The sequence below is a fragment of the Exiguobacterium sp. SH0S7 genome (assembly GCF_004337195.1).
GTDB classification, from domain to species: Bacteria; Bacillota; Bacilli; order Exiguobacteriales; family Exiguobacteriaceae; genus Exiguobacterium; species Exiguobacterium aurantiacum_A.
In genome coordinates this window covers 611,823-636,793 of the sequence record NZ_SJVA01000001.1, presented here as the reverse complement: position 1 = coordinate 636,793, position 24,971 = coordinate 611,823, and the positions used below count along the sequence as shown (strand labels likewise).

General features: G+C 56.1%; 21 protein-coding genes. 17 read left to right on the top strand and 4 right to left on the bottom strand.

Annotated elements, in window-relative coordinates; all coding sequences use genetic code 11:
* Positions 1 to 50: 50 nt before the first annotated feature.
* From prfB to EVJ22_RS03170, 9 genes are all read left to right on the top strand, one after another.
* The gene (gene prfB, locus EVJ22_RS03210; protein WP_016508664.1) at positions 51 to 1,151 is read left to right on the top strand and encodes a peptide chain release factor 2; all 1,101 of its coding nucleotides are present in this window, start codon (positions 51 to 53) and stop codon (positions 1,149 to 1,151) included.
* 61 nt (positions 1,152 to 1,212) lie between these two features.
* Positions 1,213 to 2,070, top strand: a complete 858-nt coding sequence (locus EVJ22_RS03205) for a YitT family protein (protein WP_071397984.1) — start codon at positions 1,213 to 1,215, stop codon at positions 2,068 to 2,070.
* A gap of 107 nt (positions 2,071 to 2,177) precedes the next feature.
* Positions 2,178 to 2,510 (top strand): cytochrome c551, encoded by a 333-nt coding sequence (gene cccB, locus EVJ22_RS03200; protein ID WP_131443183.1) that lies wholly within the window; start codon positions 2,178 to 2,180, stop codon positions 2,508 to 2,510.
* A 104-nt stretch (positions 2,511 to 2,614) separates the two neighbouring features.
* Positions 2,615 to 4,234, top strand: coding sequence for a BCCT family transporter (locus EVJ22_RS03195; RefSeq protein WP_131443182.1), 1,620 nt, complete (start codon positions 2,615 to 2,617; stop codon positions 4,232 to 4,234).
* Positions 4,235 to 4,571: 337 nt separating this feature from the next.
* Entirely contained in the window at positions 4,572 to 5,258 is a 687-nt protein-coding gene (gene ftsE, locus EVJ22_RS03190; protein ID WP_071397982.1) for a cell division ATP-binding protein FtsE, read from the top strand.
* Entirely contained in the window at positions 5,248 to 6,150 is a 903-nt protein-coding gene (ftsX, locus tag EVJ22_RS03185) for a permease-like cell division protein FtsX (RefSeq protein WP_071397981.1), read from the top strand. Before ftsE ends, ftsX begins: the two co-directional genes overlap by 11 nt.
* A gap of 25 nt (positions 6,151 to 6,175) precedes the next feature.
* A complete protein-coding gene (locus EVJ22_RS03180; protein WP_131443180.1) occupies positions 6,176 to 7,528 on the top strand; it encodes a murein hydrolase activator EnvC family protein in 1,353 nt (450 codons plus the stop codon).
* A gap of 98 nt (positions 7,529 to 7,626) precedes the next feature.
* Positions 7,627 to 9,030 (top strand): S41 family peptidase, encoded by a 1,404-nt coding sequence (locus EVJ22_RS03175; RefSeq protein ID WP_071397979.1) that lies wholly within the window; start codon positions 7,627 to 7,629, stop codon positions 9,028 to 9,030.
* A gap of 40 nt (positions 9,031 to 9,070) precedes the next feature.
* Positions 9,071 to 10,207 carry a PDZ domain-containing protein gene (locus tag EVJ22_RS03170; RefSeq protein ID WP_071397978.1) on the top strand — a complete coding sequence of 379 codons (1,137 nt, stop codon included), beginning with the start codon at positions 9,071 to 9,073 and terminating at the stop codon, positions 10,205 to 10,207.
* Positions 10,208 to 10,244: 37 nt separating this feature from the next.
* Here EVJ22_RS03170 and glpK read toward each other — a convergent pair whose 3' ends face one another.
* The 3 genes from glpK to EVJ22_RS03155 all read right to left on the bottom strand — a co-directional run bounded on the left by glpK (position 10,245) and on the right by EVJ22_RS03155 (position 13,457).
* Positions 10,245 to 11,762, bottom strand: a complete 1,518-nt coding sequence (glpK, locus tag EVJ22_RS03165; RefSeq protein WP_071397976.1) for a glycerol kinase GlpK — start codon at positions 11,760 to 11,762, stop codon at positions 10,245 to 10,247.
* 30 nt (positions 11,763 to 11,792) lie between these two features.
* Positions 11,793 to 12,500, bottom strand: a complete 708-nt coding sequence (locus tag EVJ22_RS03160; protein ID WP_071397975.1) for an MIP/aquaporin family protein — start codon at positions 12,498 to 12,500, stop codon at positions 11,793 to 11,795.
* A 99-nt stretch (positions 12,501 to 12,599) separates the two neighbouring features.
* The gene (locus EVJ22_RS03155) at positions 12,600 to 13,457 is read right to left on the bottom strand and encodes a sulfite exporter TauE/SafE family protein (RefSeq protein ID WP_131443178.1); all 858 of its coding nucleotides are present in this window, start codon (positions 13,455 to 13,457) and stop codon (positions 12,600 to 12,602) included.
* 143 nt (positions 13,458 to 13,600) lie between these two features.
* Between EVJ22_RS03155 and uvrB the strand changes: the two genes are divergently transcribed.
* The 3 genes from uvrB (at position 13,601) to EVJ22_RS03140 (ending at position 19,691) form a co-directional block, all read left to right on the top strand.
* Complete coding sequence (uvrB, locus tag EVJ22_RS03150) at positions 13,601 to 15,577, top strand: excinuclease ABC subunit UvrB (protein WP_370246343.1); 1,977 nt, start codon at positions 13,601 to 13,603, stop codon at positions 15,575 to 15,577.
* On the top strand, positions 15,578 to 18,451 hold the full coding sequence (gene uvrA, locus EVJ22_RS03145; RefSeq protein WP_071397973.1) for an excinuclease ABC subunit UvrA: 2,874 nt from the start codon (positions 15,578 to 15,580) through the stop codon (positions 18,449 to 18,451).
* Between the two features lie 64 nt (positions 18,452 to 18,515).
* Positions 18,516 to 19,691, top strand: a complete 1,176-nt coding sequence (locus EVJ22_RS03140) for a DUF4097 family beta strand repeat-containing protein (RefSeq protein WP_131443176.1) — start codon at positions 18,516 to 18,518, stop codon at positions 19,689 to 19,691.
* Positions 19,692 to 19,786: 95 nt separating this feature from the next.
* Here the strand turns inward: EVJ22_RS03140 and EVJ22_RS03135 are convergent, their stop codons facing one another.
* Positions 19,787 to 20,143: a hypothetical protein gene (locus EVJ22_RS03135; protein ID WP_131443174.1), complete on the bottom strand. Its 357-nt coding sequence runs from the start codon at positions 20,141 to 20,143 to the stop codon at positions 19,787 to 19,789.
* A 154-nt stretch (positions 20,144 to 20,297) separates the two neighbouring features.
* On the opposite strand from EVJ22_RS03135, the gene hprK reads away from it, so the two are divergent.
* The 5 genes from hprK to EVJ22_RS03110 all read left to right on the top strand — a co-directional run bounded on the left by hprK (position 20,298) and on the right by EVJ22_RS03110 (position 24,947).
* Positions 20,298 to 21,236 (top strand): HPr(Ser) kinase/phosphatase, encoded by a 939-nt coding sequence (gene hprK / locus EVJ22_RS03130; RefSeq protein ID WP_071397970.1) that lies wholly within the window; start codon positions 20,298 to 20,300, stop codon positions 21,234 to 21,236.
* Positions 21,233 to 22,054 carry a prolipoprotein diacylglyceryl transferase gene (gene lgt, locus EVJ22_RS03125; RefSeq protein WP_070328688.1) on the top strand — a complete coding sequence of 274 codons (822 nt, stop codon included), beginning with the start codon at positions 21,233 to 21,235 and terminating at the stop codon, positions 22,052 to 22,054. Before hprK ends, lgt begins: the two co-directional genes overlap by 4 nt.
* On the top strand, positions 22,054 to 22,704 hold the full coding sequence (ppaX, locus tag EVJ22_RS03120; RefSeq protein WP_131443172.1) for a pyrophosphatase PpaX: 651 nt from the start codon (positions 22,054 to 22,056) through the stop codon (positions 22,702 to 22,704). Before lgt ends, ppaX begins: the two co-directional genes overlap by 1 nt.
* Positions 22,697 to 23,179, top strand: a complete 483-nt coding sequence (locus tag EVJ22_RS03115; RefSeq protein ID WP_131443170.1) for an acyltransferase — start codon at positions 22,697 to 22,699, stop codon at positions 23,177 to 23,179. The genes ppaX and EVJ22_RS03115 overlap by 8 nt, the downstream gene beginning before the upstream one ends.
* A gap of 295 nt (positions 23,180 to 23,474) precedes the next feature.
* Complete coding sequence (locus EVJ22_RS03110; RefSeq protein ID WP_071397967.1) at positions 23,475 to 24,947, top strand: tetratricopeptide repeat protein; 1,473 nt, start codon at positions 23,475 to 23,477, stop codon at positions 24,945 to 24,947.
* The last annotated feature ends 24 nt before the right edge of the window (positions 24,948 to 24,971 follow it).

Sequence of the window (24,971 nt, the reverse complement as noted above, 5' to 3'; positions counted from 1 at the left end):
TGAAGAGGCGAGCCTGCTCGCCTCTTTCCTACGGAAAGGTGAATCTCACTATGGAAATTTCAGATATTCGGAACGAACTCGAGGGCATGGCAAAACGCCTCGAAAATTACAGACAATCACTCAACTTAACGGAGAAACAGGCGCGCATCGCCGAGCTCGAGAACGAGATGACGTACCCGGACTTCTGGGACAGCCAAGAGAAGGCACAAAAAGTCATCGACGAGTCGAACGTGCTCAAAGCGATGGTCGACAAGTATCAAGAGCTTGCGGATGGTCACGAGGACGGCGAAGTCACGCTCGAACTCATCAAGGAAGAACCGGACGTCGAGATGCAAGGTGATCTCTCAGAGATGGTCATGGCGCTCAAAGCCGACTTCGACGCGTTCGAACTCGAAATCCTCTTGAACGGACCGTATGACGCGAACAACGCAATCCTCGAGCTACACCCGGGTGCGGGCGGTACCGAGTCGCAAGACTGGGCCTCGATGCTTCTCCGCATGTATCAGCGCTTCGCGGACAAACAAGGTTGGAAAGTCGAGACGGTCGACTACCTCGCGGGCGAGGAGGCCGGCGTCAAGTCGGTCACGCTCCGCATCGTCGGGCATAACGCCTACGGCTACTTGAAAGCGGAGAAAGGGATCCATCGCTTGGTCCGGATCTCGCCGTTCGACTCATCAGGTCGCCGTCATACGTCGTTCGTCTCGTGCGACGTCATGCCGGAATTCGATGACGATATCGAGATCGACGTCAGAACCGAAGACCTCCGCATCGACACGTACCGCGCGTCGGGCGCCGGCGGTCAGCACATCAACACGACCGACTCGGCCGTCCGGATCACGCACGTGCCGACGGGTGTCGTCGTCTCATGTCAGGCCGAGCGTTCGCAGATCAAGAACCGTGAAGCGGCGATGAAGATGCTTAAGGCGAAACTGTACCAGCGCGAACTCGATGAGCAGCAGCGCAAGCTCGACGAGATCCGCGGTGAGAAGACAGACATCGGCTGGGGCAGTCAGATCCGTTCATACGTCTTCCACCCGTATGCGATGGTCAAAGACCACCGCACGAGTTATGAAGTCGGGAACACGAGCGGCGTCATGGATGGAGACATCATGGGCTTCATCGACGCTTACCTCCGTAAGACAAATATGTGATGCATGTGGCTCAAAGACGTCTGTCTTTGAGCCACGTTGTATGTAGAGGAGAATTTCTTTAATGAAGCAAATCGTCAAAGACTATATTTACTTATTGACCGGTTCCGTGTTCGTCGCCTCGGCGTTCAGTCTGTTCCTGTTCCCGAACAACATCGCTTCGGGTGGCGTCAGTGGGATCTCGATCATCACGTATGAACTGTTCGGCATCTCGCCGGGGGCGTTCCAGCTCGTCTCGAACGTGTTGCTGCTCCTCGTTGGCTGGATGATCCTCGGGCTCGGCTTCGGCGTCAAATCGCTCGTCGGCTCGATTTTCTTACCAGGTGTGATCTTGTTTTATGAAGCGATCGGTGCGGGCGCGGCGGTCGATGATACGCTGCTCGCGGCCGTGTTCGGCGGCGTCGGTGTCGGGATTGGCCTCGGGCTTATCTTCCGCGGTCGGGCCTCGACCGGCGGGATGGACTTACTCGCCCAGATCCTACATAAGTTCACCCATATCCCGCTCTATCTCTGTATCGCCATCCTCGACGGTACCGTCGTGGTCGTCGCGGCCGTCACGTTCTCGTTCACGACGGGACTGTACGCGCTGATCGCCTTGTACATCACGATCAAGATGATCGACTTCGTCCAGCTCGGCTTCACGCAAGACAAGATGGCGTATGTCATCTCGGACAAGCGTGACGTCATCACGCGCGCCGTCTTCGACGAGCTCGACCGGGGCGCGACCGAAATCCAAGCGATCGGCGCCTATTCACGTCTCGACCGGCCGATGTTGCTCGTCGTCGTCCGTCAGAACGAGGTGAGCCGGTTGAGAGACTTGATCCGCCGCATCGACCCCGACGCGTTCCTCATCTTCAGCGAGGCGCACGAGGTGATGGGCCAAGGTTTCACCTCGGATAAACGGTATAGCAACGTCCCGTGAGATGTGGAATCTTTGTGTACTTTTCGTGAGATTAGGTTAAAGGGCTTGTCAAAACGGTTATAATGGATAATGTAGGCAATTTCTACAACTTAGGAGGGGAACCCTATATGAAGAAGTGGATGATGGCCATCGGCCTCGGCGCCATGCTCACGCTCGGTGCGTGTGGCGGCGATGAAGAAGAAACGACAAGCAATGGGGATACGGGCTCGACGACGGCTTCGGTCGACGCGGAAGCGGTATACGCACAGAACTGTGCGGCCTGCCACGGTGCGAACTTGGAAGGCATGAGCGGTCCGGCATTGACGGACGTCGGCGCACGCCTCTCGGCTGAAGACATCGAGAACGTTATTCGGAACGGGCAAGGCGCGATGCCTGCGAACGTGATTGAGAAAGACGAAGAGATCACAGCGGTCGCAGCTTGGCTCGCTGAGAAGAAGTGATCATCAGGACCACGGGATAACCGTGGTTTTTTTGCATTCCGCATTTTGGATTGATCGAATTTTGGTAAGGAACAATAAAGACATTGAAACGGAGTGGATATGATGTGAAGACAAAACTGATTGATTGGCCGACGTTCATCGGTGCGTTCGTCCTGTTGCTGACGGTGACGTTGCCGCTCGTCTTTTTCCCGGAGACCGGGAAGGCATGGGTCGGCGCCGCCAACACGTTCATGACGACGAACTTTGGCATGTTGTATTTAGCGATGGGGCTTGGCGCGTTCGGATTTTTGATCTTCGTCGCTTTCAGTGAAAATGGGCACGTCAAGTTAGGCGCTGAAGATGAGGAACCCGAGTTCAGCACGTTCTCTTGGGCGGCGATGTTGTTCGCCGCCGGGATCGGCTCGAGTATTTTGTATTGGTCGGTCATCGAATGGGTGTACTACTATCAAGGACCGCCGTTCGGCGTCACGCCGGAGTCGACCGAGGCGATCCAATGGGCGACCGCCTACGGCATGTTCCACTGGGGGCCGATCGCCTGGGCGATCTATACGCTGCCGGCGCTGCCGATCGCTTACTTCTATTATGTGCGCCGGAAATCGGTGTTGAAAGTGAGCGAGGCGGTCCGGCCCGTCATCGGCAAATGGGCGGACGGACCGGTCGGGAAAGTCATCGATATCTTGTTCATCTTCGGTCTTCTCGGCGGGGCCGGCACGACGCTCGCCCTTGGGACACCGATGATCGCCGAAGGGGTGAACGAGATCACCGGTATCCCGGTCACGCTTGGCATGCAGGCGGTCATCATGCTCATCTGTACCGTCATCTTCGCCATCAGTTCGTACGTCGGCTTGAAGCGGGGCATCAAAGTACTGAGCGATTTGAACATTTGGCTCGCCATCATTATCTTGACGTTCGTCTTCGCCTTCGGTCCGACCCGGTTCATTCTGGAAACGACGTTCAACGGGGTCGGTACGATGCTCGACAACTTCTTCTTGATGGCGACGTGGATGGAGCCGTTCGGCAACCTCGGCGGCTTTGAAGAGACAGGTTTCCCGGAATCGTGGACGGTGTTCTACTGGGCGTGGTGGCTCGTTTACGCACCGTTCGTCGGCCTGTTCGTCGCCCGGATCTCGCGGGGACGGACGATCCGCGGGATGATTATCGGGACGATGGTGTACGGGACGTTCGGCTGTATACTGTTCTTCGGGATACTCGGCAATTATGGGCTGTATCTCCACTTGACCGGTGCGTTCGACGTCATCTCGTATATGGACATGTACGGACCGCCGGCGACGATCATCGCCGTCATCGGCCAGTTGCCGTTCGGTAAAGTCGTCGTCGCCGTGTTCACCGTCCTAGCGATCATCTTCCTCGCGACGACGTTCGACTCGTCATCCTATATCTTGGCATCGGTCACGCAAAAGCATGTCGAAGAAGAGCCAGTCGTCTGGAACCGTCTGTTTTGGGCGTTCGCTCTCTGTATCATGCCGCTGACGCTCATGTTCCTCGGTGGACTTGACACGTTGCAGACGGCGAGCATCGTCGGCGGATTCCCGCTCATCTTCATCATGATTCTTCTCGCCTGGTCGTTCATGCGCGTCTCAAGCAAAGACATCCGGGCGTCGGAAGAGTATGAGTCACCGACGATTCACATCAAGTACCGGAAACGAAAACGTTCGCCGTTCGACGCGTTGAAAGAACGTCCAACCGATAAACGGAACGATTGAAAATAGGCACTCGCCCCGGCGAGTGACTATTTGCATGTGCGCTTCATCAAATGTGACTGCGATGTGAAACGGACGTTCAGTTCAACAATTTCACACCGAACTCAATCGAACTGAAACAATCCTGTAATGGTTATTTAAAATTCTGGTTGTTATAATTGTAGGCGCTCCTACTACTGAACCGGATAAATCATGGCCCGTTCAGAAACTTGGATGGTGCCTTGACAGAATCACTAGTTATCGTGTAGAACTGAGGCTAGGCGAAAATATTCACTTACTAAACAATCGCACACTCGTCATAGATGCATGAAAAATTTATAAAAAGGGTAGGGAATACGTTATGATCTCGATGCAAAAAGTTAGTAAAGTATATCCAAACGGTGTCGTCGCAGTTGACGACCTCGATTTGAAGATCGAAGACGGCGAATTTTTATACGTCGTCGGACCATCCGGCGCCGGTAAATCGACGTTTATGAAGATGATTTATCGGGAGGAGAAGCCGTCGAACGGTCAACTGTTGATCGACGGGATCGACGTCGGGAAATTAAAAAACCGTCACGTCCCGAAATTGCGCCGCCAGCTCGGCGTCATCTTCCAAGATTATAAGCTGCTCCCTTCATTAACAGTGTATGAGAACGTCGCGTTCGCACTTGAAGTCGTTCAGGCCGACACGAATACGATGCGTAAGCAAGTCATGGACGTCTTGAACCTCGTCGGACTTAAACATAAGGCACGTAACTATCCGGACGAACTCTCAGGTGGTGAACAGCAACGTGTCTCGATCGCCCGCGCTATCGTCAACAAGCCGAAGCTCATCATCGCCGACGAGCCGACCGGTAACCTAGACCCGGATACGGCATGGGGCATCATGGAAGTATTCCAAGAGATCCATCGCCGTGGGGCGACGATCGTCATGGCGACACATAACCGTGACATCGTCGATAAGATCCGTCATCGCGTCATCGCGATCGAGAACGGCAAAGTCGTCCGCGATGAAGAGAAAGGAGCATATGGCTATGATATTTAAAAGTGGGCTACGCCATTTACGCGAAGGGTTCAAAGGGACGCTTCGCAACGGTTGGATGTCGTTTGCGGCCATCAGTGCCGTCACAATCACCTTGTTACTCGTCGGCATCTTCGCTCTCGTCATGTTCAACGTCAACGAGATCTCAGAGAACGTCGAGAACGACGTCGAGATCCAAGTGTTCGTCACACGGACGGCGGAGGAAGCGAACGTCGAGAAGCTAGGCGAGAACTTAGAACAGATCCCGGGCGTCGCCTCGGTGACGTTCAGCTCGAAAGAGGATGAACTCGAAAGCTTCCGCAATCAGCTCGGGGAAGACGCTAACGCATACGGAACGGTCGAGAAAGACAACCCGCTCCATGACCGCTATATCGTCAAAGCGGCAGACCCGCTCAACACGCAGACGGTCGCGGACGCAGTCCAGTCACTTGAAAACGTCGATAAGGTCACGTACGGTCAGGACTATATCGATAAGATGTTCGCCTTCTTCAACGGGATCCGCATCGGTGGACTCGTGTTGATCGTCGGACTAACGCTCATGGCGATGTTCCTCATCTCGAACACGATCAAGATGACGATCTTCTCACGCCGTCGCGAAATCGAGATCATGCGTCTCGTCGGAGCGAAAAACAGCTTTATCCGCTGGCCGTTCTTCATCGAGGGGCTTCTGCTCGGTGTGCTCGGCGCGCTCATTCCGATCGCGGTCATTTATTTCGGGTATGACGTCGCATATGGTGCTTTACAACCATCGCTAGATCAACTGAATAGTGATATATTTAAATTGATCGATCCATCGGTACTCACGACGCAAGTCTCGCTCGTCTTGCTTGCGCTCGGTGCGTTCATCGGGATCTGGGGATCGACGACATCGCTCGGTCGATTCTTGAAAGTATAATTTAAATACGAGGGGGAATTGGCGGATGAAACGTTCGCTTGCGCTTGGATTAAGTTTGACGCTACTCGCCGCGCCGGTCATGGCGACGGAGAAAGAGACGTTGAAAGAACGACAAGATCGTCTATCCAATCAATTGGAGCAGTCCAAGAAAGCGCAAGTCGAGACGGACGCCGAGCTCGAAGTCACCGAGGCACAGCGCGACGCGGTCTCAACCGAGATTCGCGCCGTCAATGAACGTCTCGAGGGCTTAAGTGAACAGATCGCCGTCCAGCAAGTCGAAGCGGACGCGGCACGCTCAGAGCTCGAGGCGACCCGCCAACAACTCGCTGCCCAAGGGCAGTATCTTGAAGGCCAGAAGGCGCTCCTTAGTGAGCGTCTTCGTGTGCTTCAAATACACGAGGACCGGTCTTATCTCCAAGTCGTATTCGAATCCCGTTCGTTCGGGGACTTCGTGACGCGGCTCATGACCGCACAGACGATCGCGGAGCAAGACCGGGACCTCATACATAGTTATATGCATGAAGTCGAGCGCCTCGAGACGCTCGAGACGACGCAACGGACACAGTTGTCGTTCGTCAAACAAAAAGAGCGCGAACTCGTCGTCACGAAACAAGCGCTCGACCAAGCGGCCACAGAGAAGCATGCGCTCCTCTCAGAACTGAACGAGCAGGTCGAACTGCTCGAGCTCGAACGGATGACCCGTGACGAAGAACAGGCGCTCATGAACGAACAGCGTCGCATCATCGCCAGTCAGCTCGACGCGATCGCGACGGCTGAACGGGAACGGGCCGAAGCCGAGGCCCGCGCGAAACAAGAGGCCGAGGCAAAAGCCGCCGCAGAAGCGCGAGCACGGGCCGAAGCAGCAGCACGAGCTGAAGCCACCGAACGAGCCGAAGCGAATCAAGAAACCCTTACACCACAGGCACCGCCAGCAGCGGAACCGGAAGCCGTCACGGCTCCGGTCAGTATGTTCTTGCGCCCGGTGTCGGGTTACGTGTCGAGCCGGTTCGGACCGCGTGAAAACCCGCTCACCGGGGCGCCGGAATCGCACCGTGGCATCGATATCGTCAACGCGACCGGCACACCGATTGTCTCGGCCGCCCCAGGCATCGTCATCAAGGCGGCTGAAGCGACCGGTTACGGCAACGTCGTCTTCGTCTCGCACGTTGTGAGCGAGCAAGTCTGGACGACCGTCTACGGTCATTTAGATTCGATCACGGTAACGGCTGGGCAGTCGATCGGGGCGGGCCAGACGGTCGGTACGCTCGGCAACACGGGCTGGTCGACGGGACCTCATCTCCACTTCGAGCTCCACCGTGGGGAATGGGCACCCGGGCAACCAAATGCGGTCGACCCGGGCCCTTATATCGGCTACTGACAGACGGACGCGTCCCAAATATGTGGAACGCGTCCGTTTTTCTGAAGTTTTTGCTATACTGGATGAAAGACCGACAAAAAGAAATGAGGGACTTACCCGTGAAAAATACAACCGCAGGACTACTCGCCGGCGCGACGTTCGTGGCAGGGGCCGGTGCAGGCCTGGCGACGATGGCGTTCACCGATACGAGGTTACCGATCCAACCGAAAGCAGAGGGTTGGGACAAAGTCGAACAAGTCCGCAGCTTGATCGAGACGCACTCGCTAAAGGACATCTCGGAAGAAGATTTGTTGACCGGTGCCCTTGACGGCATGACGGCAGCGCTCGATGATCCGTACTCTGACTTCCTCGACGCGGAAGAAACGTCACAGTTCACCGACTCGATCGAGTCGAGCTTTGAAGGAATCGGCGCGACTTTGGAGAAGAAAGGAGAAGACATCTTGATCGTCGCTCCGATCAAAGGTGCACCAGCTGAAGCGGCAGGCCTTCGTCCAGGGGATATCATCACCGCGGTCGACGGCGAATCGATTGAAGGGATGGCCGTCGAAGAGGCGGTCCAGCTCATCCGTGGTGAAAAAGGAACCGTTGTCACGCTGACGATTCGTCGCGGCGGGCAAGAGGCCGACTATGAGATCACGCGGGATACGATCCCAATCGAGACGGTCTATTCGGAAGTGAAAGAGCAGGATGGCAAAAAGATCGGCTATCTCGAAGTGACCCAGTTCTCAGAGCCGACGGCCGATGAGTTTTTAGAGCAGCTCGAGACGCTCGAGAGCCAAAATATCGATAGCTTGATCATCGACGTCCGTGGCAACCCGGGTGGTCTCTTGCCGGCCGTCATCGCGATGACCGAAGGGTTCGTCCCGACGGATAAGCCGGTCGTTCAAATCGAGAACGCCGACGGGGAACGCGAGGCCCAAAACGGCCGCGCCCGTGAGGCGAAGCCGTACAAGCTGTTCGTCTTGACGAACGAAGGATCGGCCTCGGCGTCCGAGATTTTAGCCGGTGCGCTCAAAGAAGGAGCCGGTGCGACGATTGTCGGCAACACGACGTTCGGGAAAGGCGTCGTCCAGACGGCGTTCGACTTGGAAGACGGCAGCAACTTGAAGCTGACGACGAGCAAATGGCTCACACCGGACGGCAATTGGATCAACGAGACGGGTATCGAGCCTGACGTTGAGGTCGATCAACCGGATTACTTTGGGGTCAACCGTATCCTCGCGGAAGAGGATTCGCTCAAAGTCGGGGACTACGGCGAGGCGGTGTCGAACCTGCATACGGTGTTGACAGGGATCGGTTATGAGCCGGGCGGTCAGGCAGGTTACTTCGGTGACACGATGGCACAGGCGGTCTCGGACTTCCAAGCCGACAACAACTTGACGGAGGACGGGGTCGTCAATGAAGCGACGGCGTCCGCGCTCGAGTCACGGTTGCTTGAAGTCATCCAAGACGAGGCGAACGATGCCCAGTTGAACCGGGCACTTGAAGAAGCCGCAAAATAAGGATTAGGGAAAGGATTGGACAAGTGTGGACGTTCTACGAATGAGTTTTACCGCTTTGTTGACCTTGTTAGGTAGTCCGCTGCTCTGGGCGACGTTCGTCGCCCTCGCTTACATATCCATGACGCGCATTAAACGGGAGCGAAGCATGTTCCGGTCGCGCCGGCGCTCGCCGAAGTCAGATTGGCGCCACTTTGTGTGGCCGAGTCTGTTGCTCGCGGTCCTCGGAACTGTCGCGACCGTCTTGCTCGAGACGACGGTCAACTTCGAGTGGGTCGTCACGTTCACCGTCCTCTACGCCCTGATCGTCTTGACGATGCATCCGCGCTTCATGAGTCCGGCGTTTCCGTTCCTGATCATGCTCGTGGTCATCGGTCTGCGCGACGTTGTCCCGTTAGCCGGGCTCACGAATTGGGTCGACCGGCTCGCTGGCGTCGAGTGGCCGGTGTATGCGCTCGTGTTCGGCATCGTCACGCTCGCCGAAGCGATCCTCCTTCGTTGGAATGGGATCAAAGAGACGTCACCGACGCTCATCTTGTCGAAGCGCGGCCAGTTCATCGGCGGACACGTCGTCAAGCGGATTTGGTTCTTTCCGCTCGTCGTCTTTTTACCGCCGTCGTTCGGGCTCGACTTCTCGGTGCCGGTCATTTTGCCGATCCCGATCGGGGTCAGCCTGCTATCGACCGGGGCACTGCCGGGAACGCTGCTCGGCCGGTTGAGCCTGTATCGCGGTTTGCTCGCAGTGGTCGCGCTCGGCTTGTTCGCCGGGTCGTACGCGTTCGACGTCCCGTACGTCGCTTATGTGTTGATCGGTCTGTTCGTCTTGTATGAACTCGCCTTGCAGCTCATCAAACGGGAGAACCGCGGCACGACACCGGTCTTCTTGAACGGGAACCGCGGGGCGGTCATTATCGATACGCTTCCGGGTTCGCCGGGGGAGACGATGCAACTCGTCCCAGGTGAGTCAATCTACAAAGTGAACGGTACGGTCATCACCGGAGGGAGCAGCTTTTATGAGGCGCTGCAACTCCATAAGCCGTACATCAAGCTCGAAGTGCTCAACTTGAACGGGGATATCCGCTTCGTGCAACGGGCGATGTATGAGGCCGACCCGCACGAGCTCGGCATCTTGTTCGTCGGGGAACCGATGAGCCCGCGCTTGCGCTTACGAAAATTATAAAAAGGAGCATCCGTCGCGGATGCTCCTTTTCGTATGCTTACACTTCAAGTTTTGATGGTTTGAAGCCCATCGTCGCTTCGACGGCGTGTTGCCAGCCTTTGTAGAGCGCTTCACGATGCGTTTCGTCCATGTTCGGTTCGAACTGACGGTCGAGTTTCCATTGCTGCTTGATCTCGTTCTGGTCTTTCCAGAACCCGACGGCGAGTCCGGCGAGATAGGCGGCGCCGAGCGCCGTCGTTTCACTCACTTCCGGACGTTCGACCGGTACGTTCAAGATGTCCGCTTGGAACTGCATGAGGAAGTCGTTGTTGACCGCACCACCGTCGACGCGGAGCGTCTTCAATGCGATGCCGGAATCTTGCTCCATCGCCGTCAAGACGTCGCGTGTCTGATAGGCGAGTGACTCGAGCGTCGCCCGGACGAAGTGTTCTTTTTCCGTACCGCGGGTGATCCCGAAGATGGCGCCGCGGACGTCCGAGTCCCAATACGGGGCACCGAGTCCGACGAAGGCCGGGACGACGTAGACCCCGTCGGTCGTGTCGACACGGTTCGCATACTGTTCCGTATCTTTCGCCGACTTGAGCATACGCAGTCCGTCACGGAGCCACTGGATGGCTGATCCGGCGACAAAGATCGATCCTTCGAGCGCGTACTCGACTTTGCCGTTGTAGCCCCAGGCGATCGTCGTGAGCAATCCGTGGTCCGATTTGACGGCTTCTTCTCCCGTGTTCATGAGCATGAAACAACCCGTTCCGTATGTGTTCTTCCCTTCACCTGACTCGAAGCAAGCTTGGCCGAACAAGGCGGCCTGTTGGTCACCTGCCGCGCCGGCGATCGGGACTTCGAACCCGAAGAAGTGGTACGGGATCGTGTTGGCGTATACTTCACTCGACGCCTTGACTTCAGGCAACATCGACTTCGGTACGGTGAGGATGTCGAGCAACTCGTCGTCCCACTTCTGCTCATAAATGTTGTACATGAGCGTCCGGGACGCGTTCGAGTAGTCGGTGACGTGTGCGTGACCGCCCGAGAGTTTCCAGATGAGCCACGTGTCGATTGTTCCGAACAAGAGGTCTCCCGCTTCTGCTTTCTCACGGGCGCCTTCGACGTTGTCGAGGATCCATTTCACTTTCGTTCCCGAGAAGTAAGCGTCGATCAATAATCCGGTCTTGTCGCGGAACAGTTCAGCGTGACCGGCCGCATTCAACTCGTCACAAATACCGGCAGTCTGACGCGATTGCCAGACGATGGCGTTGTAGACAGGTCTGCCGGTCGACTTCTCCCAGACGACCGCTGTCTCCCGTTGGTTCGTGATGCCGATGGCCGCGATCTCTTTCGGGTCGATGTCGGCCGAACCGAACGCCTCGGCCATGACGGCGAGGACGGAACCCCAGATCTCGTTGGCGTTATGCTCGACCCAGCCTGGTTTCGGGAAGTACTGCTTGAACTCGCGCTGAGCGGTTGTGACGATCTTACCGTCGTGGTCGAAGATGATGACCCGTGAACTGGTCGTACCTTGGTCGATTGCTAAAATATACCGTTTTTCTTTGTCCATATGAATGTGCCTCCTTAGAAGTTAGGGTGATTATGGGACGAGGATACCATAGAGCAACGCGGCGATGACAGCGCCGATGATCGGTCCGGCGACCGGAATCCATGAATAGCCCCAGTCGGACGTCCCTTTGCCTTTGATTGGGAGTATCGCATGCGCGATCCGCGGTCCAAGGTCACGGGCCGGGTTGATCGCATAACCGGTCGTTCCACCGAGCGAGAGACCGATCGAGACGATCAAGAATGCGACGATGAGCGGATTCAACCCGTCGGCGAACGTGTTGGCGCCGAACGATAGTAATGCGAAGACGAGGACGAACGTCCCGATGATCTCCGAGATCAAGTTGAACGGAGTGTTCCGAATACCAGGAGCGGTCGAGAACGTAGCGAGCTTTGCACCCGGATCGTCGGTCGCGTCATAGTGCGGTTTGTAGTGCACATAGACGAGACAAGCCCCGATGAATGCCCCGATGAATTGGGCAAGGATGTACAGTGGCACATCGGCCCATGGGAATGAACCTGCTGTCGCGAGTCCGATCGTGACGGCAGGGTTGATGTGCGCGCCTCCGTAAATACCTGCGGCGTACACCCCGACCATAACGGCGAGACCCCAACCGAACGTGATGACGATCCAGCCGCCGTTCTCGGCTTTCGAGTGGCGGAGGACGACGCCGGCGACGACACCGTTACCGAGCAAGATGAGTAGCATCGTACCGATAATTTCGCTGACAAATGCTGACATGTGATACTCCCTTCCTTCCATATTGGATTTGGCTTACCACTTTTCTATATCCCCCGTTTGAAAGCGCTTTAAAACCAAGATATTGAAAAAAACCACTTTTTAATGAGGAAAGTGGTTCGGACTGGTAAAATGTTTGGAAAAATCAAGGGTAATCCCGACGAGAAAGATGAAGAGAACCCCTAAGCTCACGAAAGACAACGGTGTCCACCATGCCGCGCCGAGGTCGAGTACGATCGAGGCGATGACAGTCAAGTAGAGCCAAGCGAGCCGTCTTGAAATCTCATGGTCCCGATAACGATTCGTGAGCGATGCACCGAGCGGGGCACCGACAAAGGCGCCTGTCACCAAGGCGAGCGGCGCGACATAATCGAGCGACAACGAAGGCAAGTAACCGATGAGTCCGCCGAGCGAGATGAACAGGACGGCGGCAAGGCTCGTCCCGACGGCGCGGTGCGTCGAAAAACCGAGCCAACTCACGAGCAACGGGACGATGATGAAACCGCCGCCGATGCCGAGGAGTGCCGACAAGAGTCCGGCGATCGCACCGATGAAGAAACTTGCGGCGAATCCAGATTTTTTGCGTTTCGGTGGCTTTGATGTTTTCTTTAGAAGCGTAACGGCAAAATAAGAGAGGATAAGCAAATAGAAAACATTCAGCAACCAGTCATACGTCCCGGAGATTGACAGCACGATCCGGCTCGACAGCTGCGCGGTGACCGCACCGGCCAGACCGACCGTGAGACCGTTCGACCATGACACGTTGCCGAGCGACGAGTGCTTCTTCGCTCCGGACAGGCTCGTGCCGACGACGAACAAAAGTGACGTCGCGACCGCCTCGGCCGCCGAGTATCCGTTGAACAAGAGCACCGGGACGATGATGACACCGCCCCCGATGCCGAAGAAACCGGACAAGGCGCCGACGACCGCGCCGAGCGGGATGAAGAGAAGTGACCACATGACGACCCACCCATTTCTGTTTAGATTCCTCCTCACTATAGCGAATCGGGGAGCGGTTTGGGAAGCGTCTCAGAAGCGAATATTTGTTCGTGTATGTGCTATAATCAAGTCAATATGCAAGGGATAGAAAGCGAGGAATATATATGGACAAGATCAAGCTTCCGTTCGAATTACATTCGGAATATAGTCCGGCCGGCGACCAGCCGGAGGCGATCCGCCAGCTCATCGAAGGCGTCAACCGCGGCGACCGTTATCAGACGCTGCTCGGTGCGACCGGCACCGGGAAGACGTTCACCGTATCGAACGTCATCCAGGAAGTGAAGAAACCGACGCTCGTCTTAGCCCACAACAAGACGCTCGCCGGCCAGCTCTATTCCGAGTTCAAAGAGTTTTTCCCGAACAACGCCGTCGAATATTTCGTCAGCTACTATGACTACTATCAACCGGAGGCGTACGTGCCGTCGACCGACACGTTCATCGAGAAAGACGCCTCGATCAACGACGAGATCGACAAGCTCCGCCACTCGGCGACGTCGTCCTTGTTCGAGCGGGACGACGTCATCATCGTCGCATCCGTATCGTGTATATACGGTCTCGGTAACCCGGAAGAATACAATAGTCTCGTCTTGAGTCTCCGCGTCGGGAAAGAGATGGGGCGCGACCAGATGCTCCGCAAACTGATCGACATCCAATATGAACGGAACGACATCGATTTCCAGCGCGGGCGCTTCCGTGTCCGCGGCGACGTCGTCGAAATCTTCCCGGCGTCACGCGACGAACAGTGCTTGCGCGTCGAGTTCTTCGGTGACGAGATCGACCGCATCCGCGAGATGAACCCGCTCACCGGCGAGATCATCGCCGACCGTGAACACGTCTCCATCTTCCCGGCATCCCACTTCGTCACCCGTGACGAGAAGCTGCAAAAGGCGATCATCAACATCGAGGCCGAGCTCGAGCAACAGCTCGAGAAGTTCCGTGAAGAAGGCAAACTGCTCGAAGCACAGCGTCTCGAGCAGCGGACGAACTACGACCTCGAGATGATGCGCGAGATGGGCTACTGTTCAGGCATCGAGAACTATTCACGCCATCTGAACTTGACGGAAGAGGGGGCGACGCCGTACACGCTCATCGACTACTTCCCGAAAGACTTCTTGCTCATCGCCGACGAGTCACACGTGACATTGCCGCAAGTCCGCGGGATGTTCAACGGCGACCAGGCGCGCAAACAAATGCTCGTCGACCACGGTTTCCGTCTACCATCGGCCAAGGACAACCGTCCGCTCAAGTTCGAGGAGTTCGAGAAGAAGTTGAGTCAGGCGATTTTCATCTCGGCGACACCGGGCCCGTATGAGCTCGAGCATACGCCAAACATGATCGAGCAGATCATCCGGCCGACGGGTCTACTCGACCCGACGATCGAGATCCACCCGATCAAAGGACAGATCGACTACTTGATGGACCAGATCCGCGAGCGCATCAAACAGGACGAACGCGTCCTCGTGACGACGCTCACGAAGAAGATGGCCGAAGACTTGTCGGACTATCTCCGTGAAGCGGGCATCAAGGTCAACTATATGCACTCCGAGATCAAGACGCTCGAACGGATCGAGATTATCCGTGACCTGCGGCTCGGCAAATACGACGTCCTCGTCGGGATCAACTTGCTGCGGGAAGGGCTCGATATCCCGGAAGTGAGTCTCGTCACGATCCTCGACGCCGACAAGGAAGGGTTCCTTCGTTCTGACCGGTCACTCATCCAGACGATCGGTCGGGCGGCCCGTAACTCGAACGGCCACGTCATCCTGTTCGCCGATAAGATGACCGATTCGATGACGCGGGCGATCGGGGAGACCGACCGCCGTCGCACGATCCAACAGGAATACAATGAAAAACACGGCGTCACGCCGCAGACGATCCGCAAAGAAGTGCGCGGCGTCATCCGCGCGACCGTCGCTGCCGAAGAACAAGTGCTCGAGTCGCTCAGCTCGATGAATCAAGACGAGCGCGAGGCAGCGATCGTCAAACTAGAAGAAGAAATGAAACAAGCGGCCCGCGATCTTCAGTTCGAGCGGGCGGCCGAATTGCGTGACTTAATCTTGGAGTTGAAGGTAGGGAATTAAATGGCTGAAAAGAAAAATGCGATCGTCATCAAAGGGGCGCGCGTCAACAACTTGAAAAACATTGATATCGATATCCCCCGTGACCAGCTCGTCGTCTTGACGGGTCTGTCGGGATCAGGGAAGTCATCGCTTGCATTCGATACGATCTACGCCGAAGGGCAGCGCCGTTACGTCGAGAGCCTGTCGGCATACGCCCGTCAGTTCCTCGGACAGATGGACAAGCCGGACGTCGATACGATCGAAGGGTTGAGCCCGGCCATCTCGATCGACCAGAAGACGACGAGCCGGAACCCGCGCTCGACCGTCGGGACGGTGACGGAAATCTATGACTACTTACGCCTCTTGTTCGCCCGCATCGGGAAACCGGTCTGTCCACGCCACGGCATCGAGATCTCAAGCCAGACGATCTCACAGATGGTCGACCAAGTGATGGAGCTCCCTGAGAAGACGCGCCTGCAAATCTTGGCGCCAATCGTGTCGGGACGGAAAGGCACGCACGTCAAAGTGTTCGACTCGCTCAAAAAAGAAGGGTTCGTTCGTGTCCGCGTCAACGGGGAGACGATCGAACTGACCGATGATATCGAGCTCGACAAGAACAAGAAACATTCGATCGAAGTCGTCGTCGACCGGCTCGTCGTCCGCACTGACGTCGAAGGCCGCCTCGCCGATTCACTCGAGACGGCACTCCGCCTTGCGGACGGCCGCGCCATCATCGACAAGATGGACGGGACCGAGCTGCTGTTTAGCGAGCACCACGCCTGCCCGATCTGTGGCTTCTCGATCGGTGAGCTCGAGCCGCGCATGTTCTCGTTCAACTCGCCGTTCGGCGCCTGCCCGACGTGTGACGGTCTCGGTACGAAACTCGACGTCGACCCGGAACTCGTCATCCCAGACCCGGCGAAGACGTTGAAAGAAGGCGCGGTCGTCGCATGGCAGCCGACGAGCTCGCAATATTATCCGCAACTGCTTGCCTCGATGTGTCAGCATTTCGACATTGATATGGACGTACCGTTCGAACGGCTGTCAAAACGTGACCAAGACCTCGTCTTGCACGGGACGGAAGAAGAATCGTTCTTGTTCCGCTACGAGAACGATTTCGGCCAAGTCCGGACGAACACGATCTTTTTTGAAGGGGTGCTCCGAAACATCGAGCGCCGCTATAAAGAGACGACGTCAGATTACATCCGGGAACAGATGGAGACGTATATGGCGACGCACGCCTGCCCGACGTGTGACGGCTATCGGTTGAAAGAAGAGACGCTCGCCGTCAAGATCACCGACCGCCACATCGGGGAAGTGACGACACTTTCGGTCGAGCATGCGCTCGCTTTGTTCGATTCGCTCATGGACGAACTGAGCGAAAAAGATATCGCCATCGCCCGGCTCATCTTGCAAGAAATCAAAGAACGGCTCAGCTTCCTGAACAACGTCGGTCTCGACTACTTGACGTTGTCGCGGGCGGCCGGGACGTTATCGGGCGGGGAAGCGCAGCGGATCCGTCTAGCCACGCAGATCGGGTCGCGGCTGACCGGCGTCTTGTACGTCTTGGACGAGCCGTCGATCGGGTTGCACCAGCGTGACAATGACCGCTTGATCGCGACGCTCAAACAGATGCGAGACATCGGCAATACGCTCATTGTCGTCGAGCATGACGAGGACACGATGATGGCAGCCGATTACTTGATCGACATCGGACCGGGCGCCGGAGAGCACGGCGGAGAAGTCATCGCTGCAGGCACACCGAAACAGATTATGAAGAACAGAAAGTCGCTCACCGGGCAATACTTGTCCGGGAAACGGTTCATCCCGTTGCCAGATGAGCGCAAAGTGCCAGACGATCGTTTCATCAGAATCGTCAAAGCAGCAGAGAACAACTTGAAAGAGGTCGACGTATCGATCCCGCTCGGTATGTTCATCGCCGTCACCGGCGTCTCCGGATCTGGGAAGTCGACGCTCATCAATGAGATCCTGTACAAGTCGCTAGCGCACCATATTAACCGCGCCAAAGCGAAGCCAGGGAAGCATAAGACAATCGAAGGGCTTGACCAGATCGATAAAGTCATCGATATCGACCAGTCGCCGATCGGACGGACGCCGCGATCGAACCCGGCGACGTATACAGGTGTGTTCGATGACATCCGTGACGTGTTCGCGTCGACGAACGAGGCGAAGATGCGCGGTTACAAGAAAGGCCGCTTCAGTTTCAACGTCAAAGGTGGACGCTGTGAGGCGTGCCGTGGGGACGGGATCATCAAGATCGAGATGCATTTCCTTCCAGACGTTTACGTCCCGTGTGAGATCTGTCACGGCAAACGCTACAACCGGGAGACGCTCGAAGTGAAGTATAAAGGGAAGACGATTGCCGACGTGCTCGACATGACGATCGAGGAAGGGCTCGACTTCTTTGACAAAATTCCGAAAATCAAGCGGAAGATCCAGACGATCTCTGACGTCGGTCTCGGCTACATGAAGCTCGGACAACCGGCGACCGAACTGTCGGGCGGGGAAGCGCAGCGCGTCAAACTCGCGTCTGAGCTCCATAAACGCTCGACCGGCAAGACGATCTACATCTTGGACGAGCCGACGACCGGTCTTCACGTCGACGATATCGCCCGGTTGTTAATCGTATTGCAGCGCCTCGTCGAGAACGGGGATACGGTGCTCGTCATCGAGCATAACTTAGACGTCATCAAATCGGCGGACTACTTGATCGACCTCGGACCTGAAGGCGGGGACGGCGGCGGCGCGATCGTCGCGACCGGGACGCCGGAAGAAGTCGCCGAAGTCACAGCGTCGTATACCGGCAAGTATTTGAAACCGGTGCTCGAACGCGATGCGGCCCGGGCCAAACCGAAAGCAGGAAAAAAGAAATAAGTATAGAAATGTGTAGAAACGGGAACATGATTGACGTGTAACCAAATTGAAGGGGGAAACGAACGTGAAACAAGAAATGCGTGAACTAATTCTCCAGCAAGTGAAAGATGGAGAGCTGACCGTCGATGAGGCGATCACTCAGCTCGAACGGCTCGAAAAGTTAGATCCGGAGCATGTCCAAGCGCTTGAAGAGCATCAACAGACGGAGAAGGTCGATGCCTACTCGGTCGAGTCGCTCACGACGAAACTGACGTCAGCGGTCGAAGGACTCGTGACAAAACTTCGCGACAGCGACTTCTCGTTCAGTTCGAATTTCGGTCCGGAAGTGACGTACTCGAAGTCGTTCCCGTTCACCGGGAAAGACATCTTGCTCGACTTGTTCAACGCCTCGGCGACGATCGTCTCGTCGGACCATGATGAGTGTGAACTGATCGTCACCGGTCGTCCGCTCCGACAGCAAGACGCGGATAAGGCGCTCGAACAGCTCCAGTCGGCGGTCAAACATTCGGTCATCGGTGACCGTCTCGTCGTCTCACTTCGTGACAAGCTCGTCCGGGCCCACGTCGAACTATACGTCCCGCATCATCATTTCGACCACATGAATGTCCAAACGTTGAACGGAGAAGTCCGTGCCGACGGGATCGACGTCGAGAGTCTCCGTGTCCAGACGGCGAACGGCCGCGTCGTGCTTCACGAGGTGCACGCTTCAGAAATCCTCGTCAACACGGGTAACGGTACGGTCGAGGTCGAAGCGACCGAGTCTGAGCTCGTCCATGTCCGGACCGGTAACGGTTCTGTCATCGTGAACGGGAAGTATGACAAGGCCTCGCTCAAGACCGGGAACGGTAACATCCGTGCCGAACTCGCGACGGCACGTCCGGCCAAGTTCGAACTCGCTTCGCTCGCCGGGAACGTCCGTCTCGTCTTGCCACACGGCGTTGAGATCGAAGGCGAGCTCGAGACGAACTTCGGTGGGCTCCACTGTAACTTGGACGACCTCGAGATCGTCCGCGACCGTAAAGACGTCGCCCAGCGTCGTCTTGAATTCCTGTCAGGCCGTGGCCAGACGCCGCGCATCGAAGTCGAGGCCGGTACACGTACTGGTACGATCGACCTCGAGCACGGTTCACTCCACACGCCGTCGACGTTCCTCGAAGAAGATAAGCACGAACCGACGGAACCAATCGATCCGGTCGACCCGGTCAATCCGGCCGACTTGAACAACCCGTTCCATCAGTAATGACAATCAACCCCGAAGGCGAGCGCCTTCGGGGTTTTTTTATACAGCGTGAATCATCAGAAGCCCGAAGGCGCTCGCCTTCGGGCTTTGTCACGTCATAGATTCATTTCGTTCTCGAACTGTTCCCAATCCATCATCTGGCCGTCATACAACGTGAACGAGCCGATGATAAAGAGGATAAACAGAATCGGTCCAGCGATGAGTAGGAAGATCCCGAGGTTCCGCATTTTTTTCGAGCGGTTCCAGTAGAAGATGATGGCGACGATCATTGAAAGTAGCGAGCCAGACAAGAAGACACCGACGATGTTCAGGATGAACAACAAGAGCACCGTCTCGTTCTTCGTCGTCGCATATTCGCGCCACATGTCGATGAGCGATTTGATCAGATAGACGAGCGCCGCGATCCCGACGATGAAAATAAAGACGATGGCAATCCAAAAGAGTGCGTTCATTTTGTTTCACCTCCTTAATCATCTATACCCATTCTACGCAATTGCCACAAATTAGTTTCATTACTTTCGAATTGACAAGTTCTGCCTCACTTTTCATTAACGCTTCTGCTAAGGAGCTATGATACAATAATGAGCGTGAAAGGGGCAGATACTTATGCAAAATATCGTACGCACGGCTCAACTCGTTGAGCGCTTCAAGCTTCAAGTCATTTCCGGGGAAGAAGGGCTTCACCGTCCTGTCGCCACACCGGACCTCAGTCGACCAGGACTCGTCCTCGCCGGCTACTATACACACTATGCGAAGAACCGTCTCCAAGTGCTCGGCAAGACGGAGCTCACGTTTTACGCGAGCCTGTCTGAAGAAAGCCGCCGCGAGCGTGCCAAAATTCTTTGCACGGAGTCGACACCGGGCATTCTCATCACGCGCGGATTCGACATCCCGAAAGAAATCGAGGAAGAGGCCGAGTCAGCGAACGTTCCGCTCATGCGCACGAACGCGGTGACGACGTCGATCGAGTCACAGATCACGAACTTCCTCGAGATGGAACTCGCACCGATGACGGCGATGCACGGCGTCCTCGTCGATATTTACGGCGTCGGCGTCCTCATCAAAGGACAGAGTGGCGTCGGTAAATCCGAAACCGCGCTCGAGCTCGTCAAGCGGGGCCACCGTCTCGTCGCCGACGACTCGGTCGAGATTCGGCAGACGGGCGACCAGCTGCTCGTCGGGTCGGCACCAAAACTGATCCGCCACTTGCTCGAGATTCGCGGGATCGGCATCATCGACGTGATGACGCTGTTTGGGGCGGGCGCCGTCCGTTCGCACAAAAAGATCAGCTTGATCATCAACCTCGAGAACTGGGACGCCGGCAAAGTGTATGACCGCGTCGGGCTCGACCATAACACGATGAAGATCATCGACAGTGAAGTGCCGCTACTCACGATCCCGGTCCGTCCGGGACGTAACTTGGCCGTCATCGTCGAAGTTGCGGCGATGAACTATCGCCTGCAAAACATGGGCATCAACACGGCGGAAGAGTTCGCCGAACGACTCGCCAACGCGATCCACGATAACGAAGGTGACATGGAATGATGGTGGAGCCGACGTTTGACCGCGTAGCGTTTGAGATCGGGTCGCTCCCGATCTATTGGTACGGCATGATCATCGCGTTCGGAGCGATGCTCGGCCTCGTCCTCGCCTTGTTCGAGGCGAAGCGACTCAATTATGATTCGGAGCGGGTCGTCGACGTCATCATCTGGGCGATCCCGATCAGTATCGTCTTCGCCCGGATTTACTATGTCGTGTTCCAGTGGGATTACTACAGCCAAAACCTCGGGCAGATCATCGATATCCGCCAAGGCGGGATCGCGATTCACGGGGCCATCTTCGGCGCCTTGCTCGTCGTCATCATCTACTCGATGCGTAAATCGATGTCGTTCTGGAAAGTGACCGACATCCTCGCGCCATCGCTCTTGCTCGGTCAAGCGATCGGCCGGTGGGGCAACTTCATGAACCAAGAGGCGCACGGGTCTGAGACGACGAGCCGGTTTTTGAAAGAGACGTTATTGTTACCGGATTGGATCGTCAACCAGATGTATATCGACGGGGCGTACTACTTGCCGACGTTCTTGTTCGAGAGTGTCTGGAACATCCTCGGCGTCATCTTGCTCGTCGTTTGGCGCATGGTCGGCAATCCGCCGCGTGGCTATATCTTCTTGTCGTACCTCGTCTGGTACTCGATTGGTCGCTTCTACATCGAGGGACTCCGAACGGACAGCCTGATGGCCGGTGATCTGCGGACGGCGCAGCTCGTCTCGATCGCGATGATCGTGTTCGGGATCGTGATGATGGTGTTGCGCCGGAAAGCGAAGCGGTACGATGACCCTTCTGAGAAAGGACTGTTTGATTGATGGATACGATTTTATTTGATTTAGATGGTACGTTGCTCGATACGAACCCGCTCATCCTTGCGAGTTTTCGGCATACGCTCGGGTATTACTTCCCGAACGAGACGTATCGGGACGAAGATATCTTCCCGTTCATCGGACCGACGCTCGAGAAGTCGTTCAAAGCGCTCAATGAACCGGAATGGAAAGAGATGCAGGCGTTCTATCGCAGCTTCAACATCGCCATGCACGACGCGCTCGTCGCCGAATATCCTGGCGTGATCGAAGGACTGCATCGTCTGCATGCCAAAGGCTATAAGATGGGCATCGTCACATCGAAAGGACGTCCGGTCGTCGAACACGGACTTCGCCTGTTCAACATCGACCACTTGTTTGGCGTCGTCGTCACGGCTGATGACGTCGAAAACGAGAAACCGCACGCCGAGCCGGTCGAGCAGGCGCTGCGCGCGCTCGGTTCGACGCCGGAGCGGGCTGTCATGGTCGGGGACAACGACACGGACATCTTCAGCGGCAAAAACGCCGGCACGAAGACGGTCGCCGTCGGTTGGGCCTTGAAGGGCCGGGCGTTCTTAGAGACGCTCGAGCCTGACGTCATCATCGAGTCGATGGAGCACTTCGAGACGTGGCTCGACGAGGTCACGGTCAATGCGTAAGACGGAACGGTATCATCTGGACGGGCCCAACCCGCTCTGGCAGATGTATCGGACGATCCGCTTCTTGCGCGTCTTCAAAAATACGACGGTCGTCCTCGTCGGTCGTTACTTCCCGTCCGTCAAGGCGAAGCGTTGGCTGTACCGGAACTTCCTCGGGATGAAGATCGGGGAGTATAGCGCCCTCGCCCTCATGGTGACGCCTGACGTCATGTTCCCGGAGCGGATCACGATCGGACGCAACACGGTCATCGGCTTCAACACGACGATCCTTTGTCACGAGTACCTCGTCGACGAGTATCGGATCGGTGACGTCCGGATCGGTGACGACGTCTTGATCGGGGCGAACGTGACGATCTTGCCGGGCATCACGATCGGGGACAAGGCGGTCGTCGGAGCCGGTGCCGTCGTACATCGCGACGTCTTGCCCGGTGAACGTGTCGTCGGCGCCAAACTGCAAACCATCGACACGAAATAGACACAATTTAGTGCGAAATCATTTCAAGCTGTTCGATTGGTCTTCGTGTGAAAAATACTTGAGCGGTATCACTTTATTTGAAGGTGATGCCGTTTTTTTGTGTCGTGTCGCGAGGTGAGCCGTCATGTATATTTTTGTCGGAAAACAATTGTCAGACCTAGTAAAATATATTCATTATAGAAGGAATATAGTCCCGATTTTTTTAAACTTTTTCGGTTGCCCTCATGGATTGAGTGCGGTATTCTTAATCCTGCAACTAAAAAAGATACTAGAGACGATGTGGAGGATTTAGAATATGGAAGCGAACTATGAAGCACTAATGACGCTACCCGAACCAGAATCTCCGCTTGCTGCGGAGCTCCACTACTATAGAGGTCGTCGAGCGTTACGAGAAGGTCGCCTAGATGAAGCGACTTTTTTCATGGCTGAAGCAACTGCTGCGGCAGTCCATCGCGTCGATTACCACAAACAGTACGCTGAACTGTTATTCGAAGTAGGGGAGGTCTACCACGCCAACGATGTGTGGAAACGGGTGTTAGAACTCGACCAAACGGCGACAGAGGCACTTTATCACCTCGCGAGCAACTGCGCCTATATCTCACAGTACGAAGAAGCGGCCACGTATGCGAGCCGCTATCTTGAACAGGAAGCGCACGGTCGTTACGCGGAATCGGTCCAATCCCTTCTCGAACTGATCGAGCTTGAACAAGAGCTCGAAGACGAAGAAGAGGACGAGTTGATCACGTGGCACACCGAGGCGCAGCAACACATCGACAAAGGCCGGCTCTTCGCCGCGAAGTCGACGCTCGAGCGCTTGATCGATCAATATCCGACGTTTTGGCCAGCGTTCAACAATTTGGCCATCGTCCACTTTTACCTCGGCAATGACGAATCGGCGTTTGAGACGCTCGAGTACGTCCTCGACCAAAATCCGGGCAACTTGCATGCGATCTTGAACACGATTCTTCTATTACATGAGGCCGGACAATCGGAAGCGGCGCTGCAACTGTCGGTCCCGCTCACACGCGTCCGTCCGATCCAATTTGAATTACGCTACAAGCTCGCTACGACGCTAGCTCTCGTCGGCCAGTACGACCATGCCTACGAAGAACTGCGTCTATTGAAAGAACGCGGCTTCCGTGGCGACTCACTGTTCGGGCATTGGCTCAGCGTATCCGCCTACAAGACAGGACGTTCTGAAGAAGCGGCTACCTATTTGAACAGTGACGAGCTGAAACAGTTCGAAGAGAAAAATCCGTTCGACATCCGCGACAACCTCGAGTTCCGCTCGGCGCTCGTCCAAGGTCTGCGCCAAGAGGAAGACACGGCCCGCATTGAAATCATTCGGATCATCTCAAAGCTCGCCGATGACGAAGCGTTCGAGGCGCTCGCCTTGACGAACGGATTGACCGACAACGAGACGGTGATCTCGTTCGCCGAAAAGTGTCGCGCTGAAATTTGCGGTTCTCCGTTCACGGGCGACGCCCGGATCGAACGAGGATACGCCGCGCTCGTCCTCGCCGAAACAGAAGTGACGGAAGCAGAACAGATGAGCCTCGACGGCGATTTCTATGAACGCTTCTCGCGACTGCTGCTAACGGGAGAAACGTTCGAAGACGTCACGGCATCGGCCGCGGCGCTCGTCTGGATGTTTTACGCGAAACGCGAATCACTCCTGCTCGAGGAATGCGCTGATACGTTCGGCATCTCGGTCGACACGCTTACCGGGACGATCAAAGCGTTCAAGCAGACACTCGAGCAAGCATAAAGATAGACGATACCTCCCTAGGTT